At 52.0% G+C, this 23,576-nt stretch carries 24 protein-coding genes and 1 tRNA gene; 11 read left to right on the forward strand and 14 right to left on the reverse strand.

Features of this window, described 5'->3' with window-relative positions; translation table 11 throughout:
• Position 1 precedes the first annotated feature (1 nt).
• From E9954_RS02020 to E9954_RS02045, 6 genes are all read left to right on the forward strand, one after another.
• Positions 2–598: a hypothetical protein gene (locus E9954_RS02020; RefSeq protein WP_136077578.1), complete on the forward strand. Its 597-nt coding sequence runs from the start codon at positions 2–4 to the stop codon at positions 596–598.
• 49 nt (positions 599–647) lie between these two features.
• The gene (locus E9954_RS02025; protein ID WP_136077579.1) at positions 648–1,259 is read left to right on the forward strand and encodes a hypothetical protein; all 612 of its coding nucleotides are present in this window, start codon (positions 648–650) and stop codon (positions 1,257–1,259) included.
• An 86-nt stretch (positions 1,260–1,345) separates the two neighbouring features.
• Entirely contained in the window at positions 1,346–1,783 is a 438-nt protein-coding gene (locus tag E9954_RS02030) for a helix-turn-helix domain-containing protein (protein WP_136077580.1), read from the forward strand.
• A 630-nt stretch (positions 1,784–2,413) separates the two neighbouring features.
• Entirely contained in the window at positions 2,414–2,998 is a 585-nt protein-coding gene (locus E9954_RS02035; protein WP_136077581.1) for a helix-turn-helix domain-containing protein, read from the forward strand.
• Between the two features lie 19 nt (positions 2,999–3,017).
• Positions 3,018–3,569, forward strand: coding sequence for a hypothetical protein (locus E9954_RS32940; RefSeq protein ID WP_222847019.1), 552 nt, complete (start codon positions 3,018–3,020; stop codon positions 3,567–3,569).
• A 115-nt stretch (positions 3,570–3,684) separates the two neighbouring features.
• Positions 3,685–4,068, forward strand: coding sequence for a hypothetical protein (locus E9954_RS02045; RefSeq protein WP_136077582.1), 384 nt, complete (start codon positions 3,685–3,687; stop codon positions 4,066–4,068).
• A 122-nt stretch (positions 4,069–4,190) separates the two neighbouring features.
• On the opposite strand, the gene E9954_RS02050 is transcribed toward E9954_RS02045, so the two are convergent.
• From E9954_RS02050 to E9954_RS02060, 3 genes are read right to left on the reverse strand one after another with little or no spacing between them, the layout of a single operon-like run.
• Positions 4,191–4,418, reverse strand: coding sequence for a hypothetical protein (locus E9954_RS02050; RefSeq protein WP_136077583.1), 228 nt, complete (start codon positions 4,416–4,418; stop codon positions 4,191–4,193).
• Between the two features lie 2 nt (positions 4,419–4,420).
• Positions 4,421–5,437, reverse strand: coding sequence for a hypothetical protein (locus E9954_RS02055; protein WP_136077584.1), 1,017 nt, complete (start codon positions 5,435–5,437; stop codon positions 4,421–4,423).
• Between the two features lie 3 nt (positions 5,438–5,440).
• Positions 5,441–5,980, reverse strand: a complete 540-nt coding sequence (locus E9954_RS02060; protein ID WP_136077585.1) for a YpsA SLOG family protein — start codon at positions 5,978–5,980, stop codon at positions 5,441–5,443.
• A 585-nt stretch (positions 5,981–6,565) separates the two neighbouring features.
• On the opposite strand from E9954_RS02060, the gene E9954_RS02065 reads away from it, so the two are divergent.
• The gene (locus tag E9954_RS02065) at positions 6,566–7,747 is read left to right on the forward strand and encodes a PDZ domain-containing protein (RefSeq protein WP_136077586.1); all 1,182 of its coding nucleotides are present in this window, start codon (positions 6,566–6,568) and stop codon (positions 7,745–7,747) included.
• Here the strand turns inward: E9954_RS02065 and E9954_RS02070 are convergent.
• From E9954_RS02070 to serC, 7 genes are all read right to left on the reverse strand, one after another.
• A complete protein-coding gene (locus tag E9954_RS02070; RefSeq protein WP_136077587.1) occupies positions 7,695–8,723 on the reverse strand; it encodes an ATP-binding protein in 1,029 nt (342 codons plus the stop codon). The two genes, E9954_RS02065 and E9954_RS02070, sit on opposite strands and share 53 nt — an antisense overlap.
• Positions 8,724–9,072: 349 nt before the next feature.
• Positions 9,073–9,504: a hypothetical protein gene (locus E9954_RS02075; RefSeq protein WP_136077588.1), complete on the reverse strand. Its 432-nt coding sequence runs from the start codon at positions 9,502–9,504 to the stop codon at positions 9,073–9,075.
• A 56-nt stretch (positions 9,505–9,560) separates the two neighbouring features.
• The gene (locus tag E9954_RS02080) at positions 9,561–11,195 is read right to left on the reverse strand and encodes a hypothetical protein (RefSeq protein ID WP_136077589.1); all 1,635 of its coding nucleotides are present in this window, start codon (positions 11,193–11,195) and stop codon (positions 9,561–9,563) included.
• Between the two features lie 476 nt (positions 11,196–11,671).
• Positions 11,672–12,268: a hypothetical protein gene (locus tag E9954_RS02085; RefSeq protein ID WP_136077590.1), complete on the reverse strand. Its 597-nt coding sequence runs from the start codon at positions 12,266–12,268 to the stop codon at positions 11,672–11,674.
• Between the two features lie 412 nt (positions 12,269–12,680).
• The gene (locus E9954_RS02090; RefSeq protein ID WP_136077591.1) at positions 12,681–14,048 is read right to left on the reverse strand and encodes a site-specific integrase; all 1,368 of its coding nucleotides are present in this window, start codon (positions 14,046–14,048) and stop codon (positions 12,681–12,683) included.
• Positions 14,049–14,130: 82 nt separating this feature from the next.
• A tRNA-Arg gene (locus E9954_RS02095) sits at positions 14,131–14,205 on the reverse strand.
• A gap of 196 nt (positions 14,206–14,401) precedes the next feature.
• Positions 14,402–15,475 carry a 3-phosphoserine/phosphohydroxythreonine transaminase gene (serC, locus tag E9954_RS02100; protein ID WP_136077592.1) on the reverse strand — a complete coding sequence of 358 codons (1,074 nt, stop codon included), beginning with the start codon at positions 15,473–15,475 and terminating at the stop codon, positions 14,402–14,404.
• A 179-nt stretch (positions 15,476–15,654) separates the two neighbouring features.
• Between serC and E9954_RS02105 the strand changes: the two genes are divergently transcribed.
• From E9954_RS02105 to E9954_RS02120, 4 genes are read left to right on the forward strand one after another with little or no spacing between them, the layout of a single operon-like run.
• Positions 15,655–16,953 (forward strand): 3-keto-disaccharide hydrolase, encoded by a 1,299-nt coding sequence (locus tag E9954_RS02105; RefSeq protein WP_136077593.1) that lies wholly within the window; start codon positions 15,655–15,657, stop codon positions 16,951–16,953.
• Positions 16,946–18,268 (forward strand): Gfo/Idh/MocA family protein, encoded by a 1,323-nt coding sequence (locus E9954_RS02110; RefSeq protein WP_136077594.1) that lies wholly within the window; start codon positions 16,946–16,948, stop codon positions 18,266–18,268. Before E9954_RS02105 ends, E9954_RS02110 begins: the two co-directional genes overlap by 8 nt.
• Positions 18,265–19,230 carry a Gfo/Idh/MocA family protein gene (locus E9954_RS02115; protein ID WP_136077595.1) on the forward strand — a complete coding sequence of 322 codons (966 nt, stop codon included), beginning with the start codon at positions 18,265–18,267 and terminating at the stop codon, positions 19,228–19,230. Before E9954_RS02110 ends, E9954_RS02115 begins: the two co-directional genes overlap by 4 nt.
• A 50-nt stretch (positions 19,231–19,280) precedes the next feature.
• Entirely contained in the window at positions 19,281–19,547 is a 267-nt protein-coding gene (locus tag E9954_RS02120; RefSeq protein ID WP_136077596.1) for a hypothetical protein, read from the forward strand.
• Positions 19,548–19,641: 94 nt separating this feature from the next.
• Here E9954_RS02120 and E9954_RS02125 read toward each other — a convergent pair whose 3' ends face one another.
• The 4 genes from E9954_RS02125 to istA form a co-directional block, all read right to left on the reverse strand.
• A complete protein-coding gene (locus tag E9954_RS02125; RefSeq protein ID WP_136077597.1) occupies positions 19,642–20,103 on the reverse strand; it encodes a tetratricopeptide repeat protein in 462 nt (153 codons plus the stop codon).
• A gap of 85 nt (positions 20,104–20,188) precedes the next feature.
• Positions 20,189–21,148, reverse strand: coding sequence for a thrombospondin type 3 repeat-containing protein (locus E9954_RS02130; RefSeq protein ID WP_136077598.1), 960 nt, complete (start codon positions 21,146–21,148; stop codon positions 20,189–20,191).
• Positions 21,149–21,241: 93 nt separating this feature from the next.
• Complete coding sequence (gene istB / locus E9954_RS02135) at positions 21,242–22,024, reverse strand: IS21-like element helper ATPase IstB (protein WP_136077599.1); 783 nt, start codon at positions 22,022–22,024, stop codon at positions 21,242–21,244.
• Positions 22,021–23,511, reverse strand: coding sequence for an IS21 family transposase (istA, locus tag E9954_RS02140; RefSeq protein ID WP_136077600.1), 1,491 nt, complete (start codon positions 23,509–23,511; stop codon positions 22,021–22,023). The genes istB and istA overlap by 4 nt, the downstream gene beginning before the upstream one ends.
• Positions 23,512–23,576: the final 65 nt, after the last annotated feature.

The following is a 23,576-nucleotide window of genomic DNA, read 5'->3' on the forward strand; positions in this document are numbered from 1 at the left end:
AATGCATCTGGCGAAGTACGTGTTTTTCATTCTGGTGGTGGGCATGTCTGTCTGTGCCCAACCCTTTACGAATTCTTCTTGGCTTGCCCAGGACTCATATGTGTCAACAAATGGCTTCAGTGTTCCAGTGCAGGAACCTAAGCTGTCGCTGAATTCATTTGATAAATACGACCAGATGGTAAATTGGGAACCAATTGTAATTGATACAACTACTGTGTATACCAACTCTTTTAACTCTGAAGTACAACAGTTCTGGGGTGCGAATTGTGCATACGCCGGACAAATGGTTCAGCAGGGCGATTCTTGGGATATATATGGAAGCAATACTGCTTTCATTGGCACGGTTAGACCTGAAGGAAATTCAATGGCTGTGTACGGATCGCAAACTCAGTATAAGGGTAGGTTTATTCAAGAGGGGGATACGGCTGTGTTCTATGACCAGTCCAATCTTCAGCAGTTACGAGCCGTCGAAAAAGGTGACACGACTTACTTTTACAATTATCAGAATATGATGATTGGTAGAGCGGTCAAACAAGGGAACACGGTCTATTATTATGATTCGATGAATACTATGATTGGATCGAAAGTAAGCCAGTAACCAAAGAGGGCCACTTGCCCTCTTTTTTTACCCCACAGAAGGAATCCCAATGCGAGCAATAGCGTTAATCTCAATAGCCATCCTCATTTCAGGATGCACCTCACACCATGATTATGTCTCCCAATACGATTTCAGTTCAGCTCTATTAGAGGATCTGCCGTGGGAGATGGGTGCTCCTATTGTCGGCAACAATACGTCATTCGAATATCTTGATTATGTCCGCACCAATCACTCTGACTGGAATTATGTGCAGTACCATATTGGTAGGCAGATGATGGATGACCTGGAGTATGGAACGGTTGTCAATGATCCAGCAGATATTGTTCCGCAGTACGACAGCGTTGATTCGGATAGCTGCCGTTTGGTGGATGGGAAGCTTTGGCATCACCTGTGCATCACTAACGGGGTGGTGACGACTGAAACGGATCGTCGGTTTCAGTTGGAAGTGGTTCCAATCAGGTATGACGATTTCAACAACGATGGATACATGGATGTTCTAATCCATCGCTTTCTGCCGGGATCTGCATCACCGAAGGGTGAACTCGTTCTTTCCCGCAAACAACCCGTTGGGAAATTCCACGTAGTCGAAATCGGACATAGCTGGTTCCGGCGAATGGAAGAAGAGACCGGGGTAAAACCTCCTGATCCGAAGTGGGAGTGAGCTACTGGCATATCTTTTCAACCAGTAGACAGTTGAGAGTTATAACGTGATCTAGTAATTCTTTGGTATTAACCAAGGAGCACAACATGTCAGTAATGAAGTCACTGCAAGCCGAAATCACCCGCCTGGCCCGTAAGGAGATCAAAAAGGAACTAGATCCTGTTAAACGGGTGAATGCTGCCCAGCGTGGCTACATCGCCGACCTGCGTAGGGAGGTAGGGGAGCTACAGAAGGAAATCAATCTGCTCAAGAAAGCCGTGCCCGATGAAGAACTCGAAGCGGTCGTGGAAAAGGAAGAAGCCCGTGAGAGCTTCTGGATCACCGGCAAGGGTGTGGCATCGATGCGTAAGAAACTTTCACTGACTCAGGTTCAATTGGCTAAGCTTGCAGGAGTGAGTGCTCAGAGCGTTGTGAAGTGGGAAGCCACTGATGGTAAGATTCCGTTCCGTCAGCAGGCAACAGCTGACCGTATGCAGGCGATCCGTGGCATGAGCAAGACGAAGGCCCATGATGCGCTGAAGTAGCCTTGATCGGGTAGTGAATGCCAAAGCTCTCGATGTTTATGTCGGGAGTTTTTTGTTTGTTGGGTGATGGGGGCTCTTTTTTGCCCCTAGCGTACTGAAATCCCGCTAAATAGGCACAGATTTGGATTGGAACGCCGTTCCACGCAAGGGCCTGTAAACTTATGGAACGGTGTTCCTCGGCGTTGCCGCTATGCTTTTCCACGAATAATTGAAGGTTGTTGGTAAGTTTCCCGAATATCACCGGGGATGGAGGGGGGAATTACGATTCTTCTGCTGCAACTCCTAGGAACTCCGGCATTTACGTGATCCCCTCCATAGAGATTCCCCTGGCAGAGGGCTGTTTTCATGGAGGGAGCCGTGTCGAGGAGGTTTTGGGTTATGGAGGGGGTGTGGTCGTGGGATTGGTAATCCCGGTGTTACTAAAGGGTTGCGGATATTTATCTGGTCGCCTCCTCCACTGATCCCCCTCTATCCCCTCCAAGGGTGCGGAAGTTTTGAGAGAAGGCGTTTTTTTTGTGGCAAGCAATCTGGTCATATGCGGCGCTATCTGCAAACAAGTGCAAAAAAAGTAAAATATATGTTGACGGTCGGGCATTCGTGTTGGATATTGCATGCATTCAAGGAGGCATTATGACTGATAAACCGACGCTGGATTCAAATGAAGAAAAGGCAAAGTTCCTGGAAGCAATTACAGCAGATAATTGCGGAGAGAAGCTAAAGCTAGTTCGTGAATCTTTGATTATGACCCGAAGAGAGTTAGCAAAAGTCATCGGCTGCAGTGAGGCAACGATTAGTCGCATTGAATCAAAGAAAACAAAACCAACCAGTGATTTTATGAACCGTTTGTTTGGTTTGGTAGTGATTGGTCATGAAAAATACAAGTCTCTCTCAAAAGCGGAGAGGGAGGGTTTAGCTGAACAGGTTGCCGCTATGGGTGGGGCAGGTATAGGACTTGGAGCTAGTATATCTGCTATTTCTGCCAGTGGAGCGGTTGCAGGTTTGTCTGCTGCAGGTGTAGCGTCTGGTCTGGCAACTATTGGCGGTTCAGTCGCTGCGGGAGCTGCAGTGATTGCCTCTGTTCCTGTAGCTGCCGGGTTCGCTAGTTTCGGACTGGTCAAAGGGATCAAAGCTATATGCGAAGCGAATAAACTAAATTGTGAAGAAGTTGACGGACGGTTTGAGATCAAGCTGATTCGTAAGGGTGAATGTGAATAACTAACAAGGAGAAATAGAAATGAGTGAAGAAAAACTAACTATCTATAACCTAAAAAATGTACTCGCAGCATTCATTGAAACTGAGAAGTTGGAAGTCAAATCAGTTGCAAAAACTGTTGGTTGTCCTTCTCCTGCTATTGGGAGAATTCTTTGTGGGATAACTTGGCCATCAGATGAGATGTTAAAGCGGTGCCACACTATGATGGAAATTGGTTTTAAAGATTACAAGAAGCTGTCAGAAGCCCAGAAAGAAAAGATCAGTGAAAAAATTGGAGCTGTAGGCGGCGGTGGTTTAGGTGTTGGAGCATCTCTGGGTGCAGTTAGTGTTCTGGGGTCTATAGGTGGTTTATCTGCCGCAGGAATGGCATCTGGCCTTGCCGCTCTTGGTGCTTTGGTCGGAGGTGGTATGGCGGCAGGGATTGCTGTGGCCGCAGCGATACCACTTGGCGTTGCTGCAGTTGGATACGGAACTGTGAAATTGGTTAAGTCTCAATTTACCGACGTACAACTCAAGAAGGAAGCATTTGAGCCTCGCTGGGAACGTCCTACTGAAGAAGTCGTTGCTGGATAAACAGAGTCCATTCAGGGGTGCATATGCTCGGTTAGGTGTAAGCCTGACAGACTGAAGCCCTTATTGAATTCTTCCAGTATAATCAGACTGTTGGTATAACCTATTAGGAAAACTCATGGATATAAATGTATACAAGGTAAGTGAAGTGTCAGACGAAAAAATCCACAACCTTCTAAGCTCAAACCAGTCGTTTGTGCTCAAGGAAGTCAAGCATATGAAGGAAACCGTCAAAACTTTAAAAACGAAACTCGATAAGCTTGGTGTTAAATACAAAGTTTATACTAAAGGTCGTGTTGCTGGAGTTGCTCTGATAGCTGCTCCTGTGGCATTACCTGCGGCTGGAGTTGGAGCGGCTGTGGCAGGTCTAACGTGCGTAGCTGCAGGATTAGGTGCTGCGGCAGGAGTTACTGGTCACAACATCAAGAATCGCAAGGCTGTTTATAAAATCGGGAAAAACCCATTAAAGAAAACGATTACGGTCACCTGTAAAGTTAAATAGGTGTACAGTTTGGCTGGCATAGCCCTCGGAATAATCCTTCGTGGCCGGTAGTCCGTATTTCTTCTGGAGCGTCAGGATGTAGGGGACGCTTTTGCCAATTTGCTTGGATAGGGCGGTGATGGTCATGTTGCCTTATCCAACTTCGCATTATGCTTGGAGCAAATTGCCTGTAGCTCGATGAAGGCTGCCATTTTGGTTTCTGCCTGTGCGCTGAAACGATGTCCCGTCTCCTTGTCCGCCCATGCGTAGTGCAGCAAACCATGCTCGGTGTCTACAACCGTGCTGAACCCATAGCTCCACCCAGCGGCGTGCAGTTCATCAGCTATCATTTCCCAGTAGGCTTTAGACATGGTTATTTTTTCTTTATGTATACTTTCCTGACAGTCTTATTTTTTATCGGCGGGTTATAGGTTTTTACCAACTCCTCAAAGTGGGGATGTGTGGATCTTACGGCTAGAATGTTATGAGCTTCATCGGTCAGATAGATATAGAAGCCTCGATATTCACGATCACTCATATTGTTACCGGCACGATCTAGGAAAACTATATTTTCTGAAGCCGCAGCATACTTATTTCCATCATTGAGTTTGATATTATTAAGTGTTTGCGTGAAGTGAACAGTGTCCAGTTCGTTGGCCAGGTTCTTCCCAAATACGAACAGATGTAATTTAAGATTTTCCGTTGGTGCAGATGTATTCTTCCTGCGTAACGATATGTTCATTTGTATTTCGGTACGTTCTGCTTTCTGAAACCCATTCACCCGTATGTTTTCCTTGTCTGAGGTTTTTGAGGCATCTATCTCATAGTCATTCGATACAGGAATATTGGGTAAAGTCGGTGAATTTTGATAAGGACCTATGGAATATGTGATAAAGCTCCATTCGAACATCCATCCTGTAGGAATGATATTCAATGTAATAGGCTGGTGGTCGAACGGGATATCAATGGGCACCCATTTTTCCTGAAAGATATGATCCGAAAAGACGTTCCGGCCGGCTCTCATAATTTCCAGTTTATGATTCCCGTCAGGATGTTTGTGAATTAATAGTCTGAGCGTTCCTTTCCCTTGTTCAGTAATCTGTGAGAAATCTACTGAGCCTGGGTCGTTGCGATTGAGCGGGTGGATCATGAATACGTCATTCTTTCCCCAGAGTTGTTTAAAAGTTGCCGGTGGGCCTGTCTCAGGGAAAGTGGCCAGAGAAGCGTTGACTGATTTGAAAACACCGTTGTTACGGTTCATGTTATCTTTGAAACCAGATTCGTAAACCAGCAAAGCGTCCGTGGTTGATCTGGATTGATTTGATAGATCTGCACAGCAGATATTTTGGAAAATCAGAATTAGTAAGCTTAAATATATGGTTATTCTCATGATTCACTCTTCCCCAATCGGATACAGCCAAAACCCGTTTACTTCATTCAATAGTTCCCGCATCAACAGATAGACCTCCTGCTGGATGCCGGGTGATTTGGATTCCCTGTCTCCGGTTACATATAGAATACAGTTTTCGGGTGGAGTCGCCACATAATCATCGTAGTCGTTGTCTCCGGTTCCAAGAAGCCATCTGGATATCAGCTGTATGGCCTTGAGCCGACCCGTCCGCAATAGATCGATTCGTTCAAAGGGTCTTCTGGCTTTCCGGCAGTATTCTATGATCTTAAGAGTGTCGCCTGATATCGTGCCATGAGTGAATAACAGGATTGCATCGGATTCGATAACGTTGGGTATCGGGCGGGCCTCTTCTGATTCATAATCAAGCTCCCATAGCTTAAAGCCTTCGGGAATATTATCTCCGGTAGGCTGTTTGTTTTTAGGGCACCATCCTTCTAGATCCACTCCGTACTCCAGGGCACCATCAAGGGCTCCCCGTTCAGGTCCGGCAGTCCCGCTGGATATGATTTTGGTGATGGGCATGGTCTTAGGTTGGGATAAGCTCTTAGCTGGAAGCGTCGCCGTCCGAGCATTTGGGGCAGGGGTGGGGACGTTCGATAATAGATCCCGCTTCCTTGGTATCCACGAAACTGCAGGAATTGCAGCTGATTGCTACACTTGACCCTCTATCCTTGAAAGAACCACCTACCCATTTCCAGTTGTGTTCCCGGAGTTGTCTGTTGAAGGCTGCAAAGGTTTCAATATGTAGAGATGTCAAATCCGCAGCAGAGGGTGGGGGAAGGTCGTTAGGTACACTGTTCCCATCGGTCTTCGGATCTTTCTTTCCCATTCCCATAGATGAATACCTTCCCCGTGAAGTATTAGTTGCCTTGCCTTTTGTGTGTCATAATATAATCTTTAATGGATCTTGCAAGGGGATATCATTCTAATGAAGCGTTGGGTTCTGATAATCATAATTCCTGTTCTGATGGCTCTACTCATCAGGGCTATTCTCGCTGCCACCGACCCGTCTATGCATGATGAGGTGAAGAAGTATGCGACCATGTTGGTGATCGGTAGCTTTGTTCTGATGGCTGTGGTGCGAATGGTGCTCATTCGGAGAGCCAGATGATGAAGTGTGCATTGATCGCCATTGCTCTGCTCATTACTCTGGATGTGCAAGCCGGGGATTACATACAACTTGCGGCTAAGATCAACGGTCATGAAGTGAATCTTGCATACGATACCGGATGTGAGGCCTTCGTTCTGTTCGAGTCAACCGTTCGGGAGATTGGTATCAAGTGGGATGAACCCAAACCTACTGTGGCTTTTCACCCTGGGAAGGTAAACCTTGGCTATACTGAGCAGGTTAATCTTGAGATTGTAGGGTTAAGCCTGAAGGGGCGGTGTCGTGTCCTTGATCCACCGTTGAGCGATGATCTCAAGATAGATGGGCTCATTCCTTGGAGCTTCTTCAGGGAGGGTATTCTCTATTTTAATTCCCATGAGTACGGTATGGATGGGCTGAATGAGCTTCCTGATGATATAGCTGACTGGAAAGCCTTCAGGCTAAAGAAATCAGTTCCACTGCTTGTTTTTGAGATCGATGCTGCAGATGGGAGTACAATTGATGTCATGATAGATACCGGGGCGGACATAGGTGTAGCGTTGCCGAGAAACAAGTTTGCTGACTGGAGAAAGAATCATCCTGAAAGTCCTGCAGCTGTAAATGACGGTCATACTGCCTACAGTGGACGGAATGTAGATGAGATATGCTGGGCTGAGCAGATTTCAGTCGGTGATCTTACTATATCCGGTGTTCCGGTCGGACCTCTCTACAGAGGACTGGAGTATAACAGTGAACTCTACGATATAGTCCTGGGGCTATATGCTATATCCCGGATGGAACTCATCGTGGATTACCCTAATGGGACGTTGTACATAAAGCCGAACCCTAGACCTCCACGTGAATATGTACATAATCGTCTTGGTGCAGTTTTTGTATCATCAAATTCTGATGCCGGGGACCTGATTGCCCATGTGATTAAAGATAGTGCGGCCTATGAAGCCGGTGTCAGGAACGGGGATGTTCTTGTGAAGGTGGATGGGGTGGGTATTGAGGATGGAAACTCAGCTTCAGGAATATCTACTTTATCGCAGTTCTGGTCTAAGCCGCACGGGACGAAGCTGAACCTTGAACTTAGACGTGGCGACAAGCCCTTTGAGGTGTCGGTCATACTTCAGGACATACTTCCTCCTAAGAAAGGTAGCCGAGTTGACCCTCGTATTTCTTCCACTCAGATTTACTGACTCTGCTGAAGCGAGGAAGTACATATGGTTGAACATGGATATTTTGCCCTTCACATTTAAAGTCAGCGCAGGGTCTCTCGGTTGATTTAAATGAATTAAAAGGATCAAATGCCTCCAGCTCATCATTGTTAAATCGGAATTGCACCTTAGATTGCCCTGAATCCGGTGAAATGAAACGGTGGAAGACAAGTTCTAGGTGTGACCGAACTGAGCATAATACTTCGTTGAATTTTGATTCCTTAATTTCAAGGTCAGCTCCAGCATCTATACGATCTATCGCATTCCATAGAACAATGGTTCCAGAATCGTAGGAATCCAGGTATTTGGATGACAGACTATTCAATAAATCAAACTGCTTAAGCTCCTCTGTTGCCAAAATCCGAAGTAACCATTTATTATCTTCTGACTTCAGGATTGAGTCCAAATCCCACTGGCAGCAGCTGATCTCTCCCTGTTTTTTGCTTAAAACCGTCAAGCAACGACATTGGGAGAAAGATGCGGTTTTTAGTCCAAGTCCGAAGCGACCGAGATCATTTTTAGAGCGGGTAAGTAGTGGACTCATTGACCCAAAGCGCATTGCTGAAATTAATTCGGCACCATTCATGCCATGCCCGTCATCAATTATGGCGAGCCAGGGAGTGCTGTCGTTCCAGGAAAAGCGCACATCAATGGAAGTTGAGAGAGCGGTAATACTGTTATCGATTACGTCAGCAACGGCCGTTTCAAGAGAATATCCGATATCCCGAAGAGACTCTATTAATGAAGATGGTGAGGGGGATAGATCGACAAAACCAGCGTTGGTCTCGTTAGAATTCTCCGCATTTGTCATAACACTCACCCCATAATGAATAAAAACACCACACTCTTGCATGATAATTAGGATTAAGACCGGAGCAAGATAAACCGGAGTAATTGTACGGATTTCAGATGAATGATTATTTGCCTCGCCGTTCCAAAACAAAATCAATTTCAGCACTGTTTCACCGGGGATATGGGGGATGGGCTACCGGGGCTGTCGTAAGTAGCGTATTTAAGGTGGTTTACGGGTGCCCCATGTCGGATCTTGCCTCGTGGGGAACTAATCGCTGACAGTGGGCACGAAAAACCCCTCCACAGATAAGAATCCGAGGAGGGGAGGGGTTGCTAGTAACGACTAGCGGTATGTGCGTGAGCTGCCCATAAGTCTCGCTATCTCAGCGAAATTGACATGGCGTTTCTTACGGTCAGAGTCACGTAGTCTTTTCTGTTTCTTTGCCTTCATTTGATTGCCTTTTCTAATGTTGTGTCGTTAGAGGTGCTCCCCCGAAGGGGAGCGTGTTCGATGATTACCATTTGCTCTTCGGCAGCGTTCCTTTCTTGTGCAGGTCGCTCACTTCATCGGGGTTAAGAAGGAAGTAGTAGAGATCTACAATACGGGGTTTTTCCCGCTTTGTCGTAGGAACCCAGGCTTCGCAGCGGACTACCGTGATCTGGTTGATCTGGACGACTTCATCAAGCGAACGCATTTTCTTGGTCGCTCCTCCTACCAACTGGTCGATGGAGTAGTACTTGTCCTTACTTCCAGTCAGCAGGTCTGCACGGTTCGCCTCTACCAGCATTTCCAGGACCTGACGCACCTTAAGGCAGCAATCTTCCTTCGTGTGGTTGAGAATCGCACATGCTACCTCTTCGAGCCATGCTTCCCGTTTTTCATCGGGGCAACTGTCCTTATCCAGCTTCATGGAGGGAACGAACTCAATTTTCTGATAATATTTCATAATATTTTCCTATCAAATGGAGCCTCCCCTTCCGAAGAAGGGGAAAGCCCATTAGGTTAGCCCTTCACCACTTCGAACGAGTAGCACGGAGTCTCACGATCACCACGGTTTACCGATTTGCCTTCCGCATCGATTTCGATGCGAGGCTTCGATTCCACCGTACGTTTGATGCGGATGCCTTCGATGACGATGTCACCCGTACCCCGGAACAGGGGCGACAGCTTGCGCCCGGCAAGCGTCGAACACTTGCGGAGACAATTGCCCATATCCAGGGTTTCGTAGTCCTTCAGGCCAGGAATGAGCCTTTCAAGCCCCAGTTCTTCCAGCTCCTTCAGGATGTCACCTGTTTGCATGGATGCGGAGGTGTCTTTGTTCTCCAGAAGGGCACGGGAAACTTCCCGCAACCAGCTCTGATTCGGCGTGTAGAGCATTTTCTTCACGTCGTCATACCCGGCAAACATGTCAGCCTCGCAAAGGATATCCTTAACGATGTAGTTCATGACACCTGCCCAGCGAGAGAAGTCGTGGGCGTGTGCGGCCACGGGATCAACCTGACCCCCATTGCTGTACCATTCACGTACAATGCGAAACACGGCACCGAGGAACACAGGCTGATTCAAGCGGATGTGATCGAGGATAAACCCGTCATTTTCGTAACGCTCGAAACCATATCCCTTCTCACGCTTCTTGATGCGCACCGGTGCTGTGCGGTAAGCGAGGTCTTTATTCAAAGATGCCTCGTTGGTCGTCATCGACACAACGGTCCGGGTTGGATCAATCGTTACGTCAGGACAATGCGGAACCGCAGCCTGATAGGAGTCTTCGGTCAGGAAGCTCTCTATCTGCTGACTCTCGATATGTCCACGGCAATTATCGAAAAGGATCATGCCATGGCCTGCAACAACGGCGCAGTTAAAGCTCCGCTCCGCACTGCCCAGTCCACGCTGTCCGAAGTTGATGACAGCAGACTGCTGGTTGTAGATGGCCGACTTCATTTTGTTCCAGTAGCCTTTCCCTGATTGCGACTCATTCGATTCGATCAGGTCGATGGTGGCACGACCCTCAAGCAGGCCGCCCATCACCAGACTGGGAACAATCAACGCAGCATAGGCCCTTGAACGGTCGCCATCGCTGACGAAGTCGAAGTCCACCAGGACTTTGTCGAGGATTTGCTTCGCTTCCTTCACCGTTTCCGGTTCGGGAGGGGCTTCTCCATGCGCAAACACGTCGCCGACCACTTTATCCTGAGCTACCAACTCCAGCTTACCCTCGTGCTTGATCAGCAGCGGGCAGGGGGAGATGATCTGGATGGAGTGGAGCAACTCATGGAATTCATCGGTCTCCATGATGCTGGAGGCGAATCCCTGTCCGCACTGAGTCGGAACTGTGACCGCAGAATCCTTCACCGCTTTCAATGCCACCGGCTTGGTGTACTTCTCAATGAGGTACGCCAGGCGTTTAGCAGTGGCCGGACGGAGTTCGTGTTTCTTTCCTTTCACGACCAGCTCCATAAGAGCATCGCCGTTCATGAAGAAACGCCCCGTCTTGGCCAATTCACCTGCGATGAGTTTGGCAGCTCCCGCACGGAGGCCGTGCGTGTTGCCCTTGACCACCACGGTGGGCAGTTCGTGGACCTTCTTTTCGATATCTGCAGCGTTTGCTGCATCCGTATTTTTATTTGTATCTTGCATCTTATTCCTTTGGGTTTATAGCAACTCTTGGTGGCTGCGAATTGCAGTCGCCTTATTGCTTTCGGGAACCCATAGGAACACATTTTTGCCCTTAAAAGTTTGGCAGAGAGTGGCGAGTGGATAGATCCATTTGGGGCAATGAAAACAAGGGGAATAGGTAGTCTCGCTAATGTTTTGGCAGGCTCTTGGCAGGGGATCAGCCGTAAGGAACGGCTCGTCTTAGTTCCAGTCATCCATGTAGATGGTGCTGATGTCTGGGCAGGGGTGGATATATTCACTGTCGGATGGGTAATATAGCGACCAGTCATGATCTAATAATTTCGATCATTAAAGTGGTAATCCGCAGGAGAGCACCATTCCAGTAGTTCGAAGTCAAATACAGCATTCTCGTAGAAACATAGTATCTCTTGAGCCAAGACGCCGATTTCGCAATACGCATCGGGTAACGTTAACTATTGGCAACTTCCTTGCTCCGCTCAGCTACCAGAATCGATAAGGGCCTGAAAATACGGTCGGGCCAGCAGAAGGACTTCGTGGTACTTGATGGTGTGTGGGAAATACTTTCCGAACTCCGCTGCGATGGAATCTAAGAGCTTGCCTGTAGGCCAGCGAGAATGTTCTTTCTGCAGCATATCGTATCGGGCGTAGAACTTTTTCCACTCATTTCGCTCTTTAAGGTATTTGTAATAAACGCTGATGTCCCTCAGTTGCACTCCGTTTTTCTGGGGGTGCATTTCTGAGAAGCGTTGGAGCTGACTCTTCAGGTCGGAACGATGGGTAACGAGGAAATCATATTCCAAAAGGAATTTTTTTAGTTCTCTCTGCTTTTCCAGCGTCGTTCCGACAAGGGATTCTACGTCCACAAAGTCAGCAAGATCCGGCATAGGTGGATTGCTTTCCGTGGAAGCGCAGTCCTGTTGACTAGCTAGCTCTATGGTTGAACTTTGCTCTGTTGGTAGGGGGAGGTCTGGAAGACCTCGATTCGCCAGTTCCTTAAGTGTTTTCTGAACTGCGGGATATGATCCCCGTATGCTAACGGTTACTTCAGCGTGCTGTCTTCTTTGCGTTTCCATGCTACTTCCTTTCTCATTAGTTTTTTAAAACGTTATGAGAGGCGGATGGCAGCTTTAAACGCTGATCACTTGCTTATTACCTCATGTAGTGTCGGGTTTTAACACCACTGTAATTTGATCATGTTGTGTTAGGACTTTTGAGCGGAACCTACTTCATTCATTGAAACATTAGGCGTTTCTGTCGTATGTACCTGTTCCGAAACATTAGCCGTTTCAGATTAAACTCGTCCTTTGCTGAAATAACTCCTTTCTTGTTAGTTGAGCCGTTGATACTCCTGTCTGAACACGATGGCAAGGAAAGTTTTCAAAACAGTGATTTATAGTCATGTTGGATCAGTTTTTGCCACTTTACACCGGGGTCATGGCGGACATGGGGCAACCAGTAATAGAGCGATATTGCGGCCTCAGATGCTCAGTATCGACCCCGTATCCCCGATAAATCCAAACCAAAATCCAGTTTCTCCAGTTCCTCCAGCATGATTTTCGGATGCATGTCTTTACCGTATCTGGCGTGTTCCTCGCTGATGAATGCATCGGAATGGCCTGTTAGACGCATTTCAATGCGAGGGTTCATCCGAGCTTGGTTCTGTGCCTGACTGATGAACGTGTGGCGCAATGAATGGAAGCAGTAACTTTTCCGCTTGGCCTTGTGGTCTTCGTGCTCTTCGTTCGTGAGGAATTTGGGACGGGCCGTGTCGTTGAACCAGCGGCTGACACCCCGGCCTGTGTTTCCATCCTTGTCACCATATATATTGTGCCATAGCCTGGTTCTGCTAGCTGGGGAATAACGGGTTGTGCGAGAGAGCCGTTCCTCGTAATAGCGCATGAAGCCAAGGTCGATCAGAGTGGGGTGGATGGGTATGACTCTACACGAGCTGCGATTCTTGAGGCTCTTAGCCAATTCGCCTTCGCTGGTTATGTTAAAGCATGGGATGCCGTCCACGGTTGTGATGTCATCGAGCGTAAGCTGTGCTATTTCATTTAATCTGGCTCCGGAATACAGGCACGACATCGTCACCCAGAAGTATTGGTGCCGTTTAACTTTCCCCGATGCTGTCAGGTCGGCCATCGTGTCGATGAGCCGCTGGAGCTGGTCTGTTGAATAACTGTCCCGCTCTTTGCTTGGGAGTTTTTCCAGTGGGAGTACGAGGTCAACCAAGGGATTCCGGCTTAAGTAGCCATGTTTGACAGCATAGTTGAAAACAGTTCCGATGTGGCCGAGTTTGTGGTTTACGGTTGCCGGTTGCATCGTGTTGCGATGTTGTTTTTTTGCTATCGCATGTATGGATAACCCCTCGAATTTGTCGAGCTTGTAGAAGTTGGGAGGGAGTTTGCGCAATCCTATATCACGGAAATCCAGAAACATCTTTCGTGTGTACTGAGTGATCGGTAGATCGCCATGCCAGTCCGTCAGCAGACGGACGGATGATTTCCGGTCCAGTACGGTTTTGTGTTTGCATGGCCTTGCGGTCAGCAATTCTTCAAGCACTTCAGAAAGAAGAGGGGCAAGAGGGTCTGCGTGAGGAAGGGGTTGGGCTATGGTTGCTGGTGCCGAGAATTCCGGTTGAAGCGAGCCTCCGTTTTTCAGGAAGCGGAACTCTTCTTTATATCTTGCCCGCAATTCACTGGCCTTTGAGACGGCACAGAATGAATCGAATGCTTCCAGCGTTTTGTAGATTTCCTTCTGCCCGTTATAGTGGACCTGAAGCTCTTTCGGGATGCTCAGACGGAAGAAAAACGAGTTTCCCCGCTGTTGAACGTTACGTATTTTGACCTGCATAATCTGCTTCCTTTTCCGGGGAAATACGGGAGCGGCAGATGTCGAAAATCTTCGTAACTACATGAATATAAAGGATTTATAATGGTGCGCCCAACAGGAGTCGAACCTGTATCTATGGCTTCGGAGGCCACTATTCTATCCATTGAACTATGGGCGCACGAAAGGGCAGGTTTATAGGGGGATTGCGGCGAGGCCGCAATAAAAATCGAAAGCCGAAAAACCCAAGCCCGAAGGAAATCCAAAATTCCAACCCAGCGGAGCCGGAACCAAATGGATTTTCCACTACGGAGCAATGTTTCGTGCCTGGGTGCTTCAGGCTTCCTGCTTCATTGGGTGTTTCGGAAATTCGTCATTCACGAATGCTTGGCTTCGAACTCCTTCATGAAGGCGATCAGCGCGTCGATGCCTTCCGTCGGGAAGGCGTTGTAGATGGAGGCGCGGATGCCGCCGACGGAGCGGTGCCCCTTGAGCGTCTTGAGGTTTTGCTTGGCGGCTTCGGCGATGAACTCGGCTTCGAGCTCTTCGGTTGGCAGGCGCCAGGTGACGTTCATGGTGGAACGGAACTCCTTGACGGCGGTGCCGTTGTAGAAGTCGGAGCTGTCGAACAGGTCGTAGAGCTTGGCGGCTTTGGCTTCGTTGATCTTCTGCATGCCTTCGAGTCCGCCTTGGGCCTTGAGCCAGCGGGTGACGAGGCAGAGCATGTAGACGGGGAAGGTCGGCACGGTGTTGTAGAGCGAGTTGTTTTCGATGTGCGTCTTGTAGCGGAAGATGGTCGGGACGGTGTCGGGGCATTTTTCAGCCAACTCGTCCTTGATGATGACCAGCGTGATGCCGGCCGGGCCAAGGTTTTTCTGGGCGCCGGCGTAGATGAGGCCGAATTTGGAGACGTCGAGCGGGCGGCTGAGGATGTCGGACGACATGTCGGCGATCAGGCAGTCGTGTTCGGGGAATTCCTTCCACTGGGCACCGGAGATGGTTTCGTTGGAGGTGATGTGCAGGTAGGCCGCGCCGTCGGTCAATTGTAGCTCGTCGATGGTCGGGACGCGGGTGGGGATTTCCTTGCCGCAGTCGGCGGCAATGTTGACGTTGCCGAGCATCTGGGCTTCCTGGATGGCCTTTTTCGCCCAGGCACCGGAGTTGGTGTAGTCGGCCGTTTCGCCTTCGCCGAGCAGGTTCATCGGGATGAGCGGGAACTGGGTGGAGGCGCCGCCGGTCATGAAGAGCACGCTGTAGCCTTCGGGAATGTTGAGCAGTTCCTTGATGTTGGCGATGCACTCGTCGTGCACGGCGGAATAGTCCTTGCCGCGGTGGCTCATTTCCATGATGGACATGCCGGTACCCTGGTAATCGACCAGCTCGGCGGCGGCTTCCTTGAGTACTTCCTCCGGCAGAATCGCCGGCCCAGCGGAAAAGTTATATGCTCTCATTTGTGTATGCCTTTTGGTTGGGTTGATCTGAAAACGCCAAAGCTACCAATTCGCCAAAACCCCCGCCAATAGAAAATAGATGGAAAAAGAGCGAAATAAAGAAGGGGCCTGCGCTGATCTACACCGCTATGCGGTTTTTCTACAATACCGCCCATGGGGTCTGTTAGTATCGTTTTCCCATGAATTGGAAACCAAAACTAGGTGTGTTGGCCGGGTGCGCGGGGGTTCTTTTGAATGCCGTTGCCACTCCGGAAGGATTTGTTCCGCTTTTCAATGGCAAGGATTTGTCGGGATGGTGGGGGCTGAAAACCGAGGATCCTGCGCAATGGATGGCGCTTCCGCCGGAAAAGCTGGCGGAGAAAAAGGCGGCGAGCCTCGCGGATATCCAGGCCCATTGGCGTGTTGAGGATGGCGTGCTGGTCAACGATGGCAAAGGGCTCTACCTGACGACCGAAAAGAACTACGCGGATTTCGAGCTGATGCTGGACTATAAAACCGCGGCGCTGGGCGACAGCGGGATCTATCTGCGCGGCATTCCGCAGGTGCAGATCTGGGACTCGACCGAGGAAAGCAAATTCAACCTAGGCGCCGACAAGGGGTCGGGCGGGTTGTGGAACAATCCCAAAGGCACCAGGGGCAAGGACCCGCTCGTTCTCGCCGACAAGCCCTTTGGCGAGTGGAACTCGCTTCGCATCCTGATGGTCGGCGAATATGTGACGGTGCATCTCAACGGGCAGCTGGTGGTCGACCACGCCCGCCTGCACAACTATTTCAACAACAAGAAAACCGTTCCGTTGCCGATTCCTCGCTCCGGCCCGATCCAGCTGCAGACGCACGGCCGGGAAATCAGCTGGCGCAACCTGGCCATCCGCGAAATCGGCGGCACCGAAGCGAATGCCATCCTGGCGGCCAAGGCTTGGCAGGATGGCGGCCCGGTTGAAAAATGGATCGGCGATGCCGACAACTATACCTTCAACGGCGGCGAGATCCAGTGCAAGAAGGGCAAGGGCGGGACGGTCTACAGCGAAAAGGAATATGCCGACTTTGCAGTCCGTTTCGAGTTCAAGCTTCCGCCGCGCGGAAACAACGGGCTTGCCATCCGCTTTCCGGGCGAGGGCAATCCCGCCTACCATGGCATGACGGAACTGCAGGTGCTCGACAACACCGCCGAGTGCTATGCCAAGCTCGATGCCCGCCAGTACCACGGCTCGGCCTATGGCATGGTCGCCGCGCACCGCGGCTACCTGCGCCCGGTCGGCGAATGGAATTTCCAGACCGTGGAAGTGGTCGGTTCCGCCATCAAGGTCGAGCTTAACGGGACACGGATTCTGGATGCCGACCTCTCGACGGTGACCGAGTTCAAATCCAACAGCAAGCATCCCGGCAAGGATCTAGAACGTGGCCATTTCGGTTTTGCCGGACACAGCGATCCGGTCGTTTTTCGCAACATTTTAATCAAGGAGCTCAACCATGAATAACAGACGATCTTTCATCCAACGCACGGCGGTGGCCGGCGCGAGCCTGCCGATGTTTTCCATCGGGCAGGGGGGCGTGTCGCCCAACGCGAAGCTGAACCATGCGAGTTTCGGCGCGGCGGGCATGGCGATGGCGGATATCAAGAACCTGACCCGCAACGGCGATGTGAACCTGGTTGCCGTTGCCGAGGTGGATGAAAACCGCCTGGTGCAGGTGAAGGAATTGTTTCCGGACGTCCGCGTCTATAAGGATTGGCGCGTCCTGCTGGAGAAGGAGGGCGGGAACCTCGATTCGGTGAATGTTTCCACGCCCGACCATATGCATGGCCCCATCGGGATTACGGCCATGAAAATGGGGCTCCCGGTTTATGGCCAGAAGCCTCTGGCGCAGAACCTGTATGAAACCCGGCGCATGGCCGAGATCGCGAAGGAAACCGGCGTTGTGACCCAGATGGGCACGCAGCTCACCTCCACCACCTATGAACGCCTGACGGCGCGCATGATCCAGGATGGCGTCATCGGCAAGGTTAAGGAGGTTCATATGTTCAGCCATAAAACCTGGGGCGACCCCAATCCGCTTCCCGACCGCACCGACCCGGTTCCGGCTGGCTTCGAGTGGGATTTGTGGCTCGGCGTTGCGAAGGAGCGTCCGTACCTCGATAAATACTACCATCCCGGAAATTGGCGCTGCCGCCTCGACTTCGGGACCGGCACGCTGGGGGATATGGGCTGCCATATCTACAGCCCCATGTTCCAGGCCTTGGGCGTCCGTACCCCGCTCTCCGTTAAATCGCTGGGCCAGGTGCCGAATGCCTCCAACTGGGCGATCGACGAAAAGTTTGAATATATCTTCCCCGGCAATGCCTTCACCGCCGGAGATACCGTTAAGGTGACCTGGACCGATGGCGCGCTCCGCCCCCCTCAGGAGTTCCTGGAAATGTTCGGTGAACAGATGCCGCAGCAGGGTTCGATCTTTATCGGTACGGAAGGCATTCTGCTGCAACCCCACACGCAACTCCCGGTTCCGTATCCCCGCGAAAAGTTCGCCGAGTACCGCTATCCGAAAATCAAGGCACGCAACCATTGGGACGATTTTGTGAAGGCGGTGAAGGGCGAGCAGGTGAAACCCCTGGCCGACTTCCACGACTATGGCGGACCATTGACCGAAACCGTATTGCTTGGCGCACTGGCCTCGCGCTTCCCCGGCGAAACGCTGAAGTGGGATGCCAAGAACCTGCGCTTTGAAAACAACAAGGCCGCCAACCAGTTCATCCGCCGCGAATACCGCAAGGGCTGGGACGTCGAGGGGCTTTCGTGATTCGCGTTGGCATCATCGGCATGGGCTTCATGGGCGGTGTGCACTTCCGCAACTGGCAGGCGCTGGACGATGCGCAGGTGGTTGCCGTGTGCGATGCCAACCCCATCACCGCGAAGAAAGGCAACATTGAGACCGGATCGGACGAACTCAACCTTGAGCGTGTCGCGATCTTCACGGATGTGGCCGACATGCTGGCTTCCACGGAGCTCGATGCGGTTTCCGTCGCCCTGCCCACGCATCTGCACAAGGCCCTATCCATCCAATGCCTGGAAGCCGGCGTGCACGTGCTTTGTGAAAAGCCGATGGCGCTCTCGGTCGAGGATTGCGATGCCATGATTGCCGCAGCCCACTCCGCCGGCAAGCAGCTGATGATTGCCCAGTGCATCCGCTTCTGGCCGGAATATGCATGGGTCAAGCAGGCGGTGGGAAGCGGCGACTATGGCCAGGTGCTCGCCGCCGATTTTTCGCGGCTAACCTATGCGCCGGGCTGGGATGCCGACAGCTGGTACTCCGATCCTTCCAAGAGCGGCGGCATTGCACTGGACCTGCATATCCACGACCTCGACTTCATTCAATACCTCTTCGGTTCGCCGGCGGGGATCCGGTCGTCGGTTGTCCGTTTCGGAAACGGGGTGCCAGGACACGTGGCAACCCAGCTCGACTACCAAAACAATAGCGCCGTTTCGGCCACCGCCAGTTGGATGATGCCGGAACCGTTCGGCTTCGGGATGTCCTTCCGGATCGTCTTCGAAAAGGCGGCGGTCAGCTTTGATGGAACTTCCCTGAAGGTTTGCCCTTCCGCAGGAGAGACATTTGTTGCCGAAGTGGCCGAAGGCGACGGCTACAAGGCCGAGATCGAATATTTCGCCGCCCTCCTGTCTGGTGAAACAAACGAAATAAAAATCACTCCGGAGCAGGCGCGCGAGTCCGTGCGCATGGCGTTGGAGACCACGTCGAAATGAAACATGGGATAGGCACCTTGCGCCTATCCCCATTCTTAGACCACGGATCGGTGAACTTAAGGTGGAACGTGAACGGGGCGCAGGTGGCGGATGCCATCGAAAAGACGGCTGAAATGGGCGTGGGGTTCCTTTCGTTCCACGCCGGCTTCATCGATCCCGAAGATGTTGAAGGCCATGCCACTTTTTGTTCCCGCATGACCGAGCTGGAATGCCGCGCAGTCCGCCGGCATCATGCTGCTACACCGGAACCCTCGCCATCGAACGCGAAGCCGGCAACACCCGCATCGCCGACATCCAGCTCGCGGCTGAACGCCTGAAGGGTATTTAGAACATTTGTCGATATGCCAATTTTCCCGCAGCAAGGGAAAAAATAGTCCTGTCGTCAAATAGTCCTGTTGAATACTTCGTTTTCTATTCGGCCTTCTTGTTTCTGAAGCGATCCAGTTGCCGTTGGGCCGTTGCTTCGAGGCGGGTGCCTTTTGCGGCGAACACGGCCGCTGAGAGTGCCTTCTCTGTTTTCTCGGGGTCATTGTTCTGTTCGTGAACGTTTGCCAGTTGCCAATACAGAGTAAGGGTTCGGTCGGGATCCTTTGTCTTGGCGATCTCCTTTTCCAGGATGTTGATGGCCTTGGAGCATTCGCCAAGCATGGCGTAGACGCCGGCCATATAGGCCTGCGGATCGGGGTGATCCTCAATGACGGATTTCGCCCACTTCAAGGCATTGTCTTTTTGGCCCTCGGACGCATAGATTTTCACCAGGCGGATTGCCAAAACCTTCCGGGAAGACGCGTCGTCCAGCGCGATCTGTTCATAGATCTGTGCCGCCTTGAGCGGCTCGCCGCCCCGTTCGAACGCCATGGCTTTCTTTTTCAAGTCCTCCAACTTAGCGAACAAAGTCAATGGTAGACAGCATGCAACTAACAGAAAGACCAGTTTTGCTGGGGTATTCATCATTAAACTATTCGCCTTCCTTGATCTTTACATCAAGCTTGTAGCACCCGCTGCTTACGGCGTGATCGACCGTGTCAGTCCAGCTGTTCTGAGGATATTCGATATCCGTCGCCAGCACCTTGAAGGTTCCGCCCGGCCTGTCCGCCCATAGCACGCTGTAGACACGGTTGCTGGCCGGAGACCATTCGATCACCGTGCCTGCCGAATCGTGCCGGATCGATTCAACCCGGTGGTAGGAGGTTGCATTTGTCGGGTCTGTACCCGCAACGAATTCCTCCGCATTGGTTTGCCCATCGCCGTCGGCGTCGTACCTTGCGATTGCAGAGACCGGCGAGGCGAAGTAGAGCCCCTCCCAAATATTCGGAAGGCCGTCGCCGTCAGAGTCATCTTTGGTCGGATAGCGCAGCACCACCTTGTAGTAGCCGGATGCGGAGGCGGTGTGCACCGCATCCGTGTAGCTGCCGACTGGATAGGCCAGATCGGATTCGAGTAGCTGGAATCCGCGATCCAGGCTCGGCGTCCACCACACCTCATAGGTACGGCCTTCCATGGGAGTCCACTCAACCACATGACCTTGCGTTTCACGCCGCACGGCATCGACCTTGAAACAGGATGCCCCGTCGTGCGGGTCGGTTCCGGCAAGGTACTCGCTGCGGTTGTCCATCCCATCCTTGTCCGGGTCGGCGTCGGGGTCGGTCACCTCGTTTTGGGTTTCCCAGAAGTCGGCAATGCCGTTTGCGTCATCATCGACAGGATGCAGCATAATCTCACCGAGATCGATAACATCCCCCGCGGCGGGATCGACAATCCGGTTGTCGATGTTGGCTGCCACGTAGTTCGTTCCGAAGCTGAGCATGAGGTTCCAGTCGGAACGGACAAGCCAAGTGTTGGAGGGGAAGCTGCCGTCGGCTTGCGTAAGCCATTGTTCTTTGTAGTTGGTAGAGTAGTAGGGATAGCCGTCTATCATGTAAACGCCGGTTGAAAAGTGCACCGGGCGGCGGCCCAAAAGTGTAACACTTTTTCGTTAATTACCCCGCTTCCTTGCGGGTGTCAATTGCTCCTACGGTTTCTTTGTTTTCTGCCGCTGTCCCCGGCGGCGCAATGAGTCCTGCAACCTGAAGCTTTCACCATTGGCCTCGAGGATATGGACCCGGTGGGTCAGGCGGTCGAGCAAGGCTCCGGTAAGCCGCTGGGAGCCCATCACCTCCGTCCACGATTCGAAGGGCAGGTTGGTGGTCACCACGAGGCTGGTGCGCTCGTAGGCCCGACTGACGACCTCGAAGAGCAGTTCGGCCCCCATTTTGGAGAACGGAACGTAGCCGAGTTCATCGAGAACGAGCAGGTCGGAGCGCTCGAGTTGCTTGAAGAACCGGTCAAGCTGCCTTTCCTCCCGGCGTTCGAGCAACTGCGTGACCAGGGCGGTGACGCCGAAGAACCGCACCTTGAAGCCCATCTGGCAGGCGGCGAAGGCCAGGGCGGTGGCGAGGTGGGTTTTTCCGGTTCCGCTGTTGCCGATCAGCAGCACGTTCTCCCGCTCCTTGATAAACTCGCCATGGGCTAGTTCCCTCACCAAAGGCTGGTTGATCGAGGGCTGCTCCTCGAACCGGAAGCTGTCGAGGGTTTTCACAACGGGGAAACGGGCGGACTTGAGTCGGCGTTCGGCGGCCCGTTGTTCCCGGTCGAGGATCTCCTGTTCGATGAGCCGCAGCAAATAGGTCGAGTAATCGGCCCGTTCGGCCTGGCAGACCGAGGCCATCTTGCGGTGCTCCCGCAGGATACTCGGCAGCTTGAGCGTTTTGAGGTAGTGCTCCAGCAGTACGTGTGACGAGGTCTGTGCACTCATGCGCCCACCTCCTGTCCGAGCAGGCGATTGTAATCGGCCACATCTGCGCTGGCGACCTGCACGTGGCGTAGATGCTCGTGTCCATCCAGGTTGAACCGGGTGCATCGCCATTCCGGCCGGGGAATGAGGAACTGGGCAATGGCGTCTCGGGAGGAGGCCCCGCAACGCAGCCCCTGCTCAACGGCCCGGGCCAGTTCCTTGGGTGAATGCTTTTCGAGCAGACGCAGCACCTTGATGTACTCCCGGGTTCCTTCGCCATCGAGATCGGCCTCCAGCCTGCTGCGCAGATCCCGAAAGCAGGATGGCAGTTTCCAGTCTTCCAATGGCCGGGCGTGGTCGAGCCCGCCGGGCTTGCGTTCGAGCAGTGCGAGATAGTGCACGGGGTTGAAATGGACGCCGGCCTTGCCCCACAACCGGGGATGTTCGGCGATGCATTCATCGCCCCGGCAGACCACAATCCGGTCGATATAGCCCTTGACCACCGTTTCGTAGTGGGCGTAGCGCACGGGCACCGAATAATCGTTGCCGTCGAAACGCACGAGCGACAAGGAGCTGGCGGTACTCGTTCGCACCCGGCAGGACTCGAACGGCACGACCGGCAGATCAATAAAACGGCCACGCTCATCGGCCAGCAACTGCCCCTTCGTTCCGTCCTTGCCCCGCAGTTTACGCCCAAGCTCCTCCCGGCAACGCTCTTCAAGCATGCGGTTGAGCTCATCAAAGCTACGAACCTCCGGCACCGGAACCATGAAGTTGGAACGAGTATAGCGCACCATCGATTCGACCACGCCCTTTTCGTTACCTCGGGCCACGTTGCAGAAGTGTTCCTTGAACAGATAGTGGCTCTGGAGCTGGAGGAACCCGTCGGTGAGCTTGCGTTGGTGGCGCTTCATCACCTTGGCCACCATCACCCGCTCGTTGTCGTAGCTGATACGGCAGGGTACGCCATCGAAAAAGGTGAAGGCCCTCACATGCCCATCCCAGAAAACCTCCGTGCAGATCTTTTCGTAGGCCTGCACATAAACCGCATCCGAATACGGCAGGCTCATCACGAAAAAAGCGACCTTCCGAAGCTGACCGTTTATTTTAGCCAGGGCATAGCCGAAATCCATCTGCGCCTCGCCGGGCCGATGAGCCAGCGGAATGTAGACATCCTTCAGACGCACCCGGGCGTTGCGCACGGCATCTTTCACCTGCGTATACCCGCCGGTGTATCCTTCCTCTTTCAGGCGATCAAAAATCCGCTTGGCCGTATGCCGTTGCTTTTTTGGCAACTCCCGGTCCTGCCGGAGAATCTCGTCGATCCGGCCGAGAAACGGCCCGATCATGGGCTTCGGCCTCGGCTGGGCCATCCGGTATCCAGGAGGCTTAGGATGCGCCAGAATCTTCTCCAGCGTCCTGGTATGAATCCTGTACTCGGCCTTAACCTGTCGCTTGCTGACGCCTTCAACAAGCACCTTTCGTCTGATGTCGATCCACCATTGCATGTCTATGTACACTCCTTTACCTCCCGGTTCCGAAACGGTTAGGCAACCACGTTGCCCGATCCGTC

The organism is Pontiella desulfatans (genome assembly GCF_900890425.1).
GTDB lineage: Bacteria > Verrucomicrobiota > Kiritimatiellia > Kiritimatiellales > Pontiellaceae > Pontiella > Pontiella desulfatans.

Coding starts and splice junctions, on each gene's coding strand:
- istB (WP_136077599.1), bottom strand. CDS start 22,024: ATGAGTGCACAGACCTCGTCACACGTACTGCTGGAGCACTACCTCAAA.
- E9954_RS02065 (WP_136077586.1), top strand. CDS start 6,566: ATGATGAAGTGTGCATTGATCGCCATTGCTCTGCTCATTACTCTGGAT.
- E9954_RS02030 (WP_136077580.1), top strand. CDS start 1,346: ATGTCAGTAATGAAGTCACTGCAAGCCGAAATCACCCGCCTGGCCCGT.
- E9954_RS02035 (WP_136077581.1), top strand. CDS start 2,414: ATGACTGATAAACCGACGCTGGATTCAAATGAAGAAAAGGCAAAGTTC.
- E9954_RS02075 (WP_136077588.1), bottom strand. CDS start 9,504: ATGAAATATTATCAGAAAATTGAGTTCGTTCCCTCCATGAAGCTGGAT.
- E9954_RS02080 (WP_136077589.1), bottom strand. CDS start 11,195: ATGCAAGATACAAATAAAAATACGGATGCAGCAAACGCTGCAGATATC.
- E9954_RS02110 (WP_136077594.1), top strand. CDS start 16,946: ATGAATAACAGACGATCTTTCATCCAACGCACGGCGGTGGCCGGCGCG.
- E9954_RS02025 (WP_136077579.1), top strand. CDS start 648: ATGCGAGCAATAGCGTTAATCTCAATAGCCATCCTCATTTCAGGATGC.
- E9954_RS02090 (WP_136077591.1), bottom strand. CDS start 14,048: ATGCAGGTCAAAATACGTAACGTTCAACAGCGGGGAAACTCGTTTTTC.
- E9954_RS02060 (WP_136077585.1), bottom strand. CDS start 5,980: ATGCCCATCACCAAAATCATATCCAGCGGGACTGCCGGACCTGAACGG.
- E9954_RS02055 (WP_136077584.1), bottom strand. CDS start 5,437: ATGAGAATAACCATATATTTAAGCTTACTAATTCTGATTTTCCAAAAT.
- E9954_RS02050 (WP_136077583.1), bottom strand. CDS start 4,418: ATGTCTAAAGCCTACTGGGAAATGATAGCTGATGAACTGCACGCCGCT.
- E9954_RS02130 (WP_136077598.1), bottom strand. CDS start 21,148: ATGATAGACGGCTATCCCTACTACTCTACCAACTACAAAGAACAATGG.
- E9954_RS02085 (WP_136077590.1), bottom strand. CDS start 12,268: ATGGAAACGCAAAGAAGACAGCACGCTGAAGTAACCGTTAGCATACGG.
- E9954_RS02020 (WP_136077578.1), top strand. CDS start 2: ATGCATCTGGCGAAGTACGTGTTTTTCATTCTGGTGGTGGGCATGTCT.
- E9954_RS02045 (WP_136077582.1), top strand. CDS start 3,685: ATGGATATAAATGTATACAAGGTAAGTGAAGTGTCAGACGAAAAAATC.
- E9954_RS02105 (WP_136077593.1), top strand. CDS start 15,655: ATGAATTGGAAACCAAAACTAGGTGTGTTGGCCGGGTGCGCGGGGGTT.
- istA (WP_136077600.1), bottom strand. CDS start 23,511: ATGCAATGGTGGATCGACATCAGACGAAAGGTGCTTGTTGAAGGCGTC.
- serC (WP_136077592.1), bottom strand. CDS start 15,475: ATGAGAGCATATAACTTTTCCGCTGGGCCGGCGATTCTGCCGGAGGAA.
- E9954_RS32940 (WP_222847019.1), top strand. CDS start 3,018: ATGAGTGAAGAAAAACTAACTATCTATAACCTAAAAAATGTACTCGCA.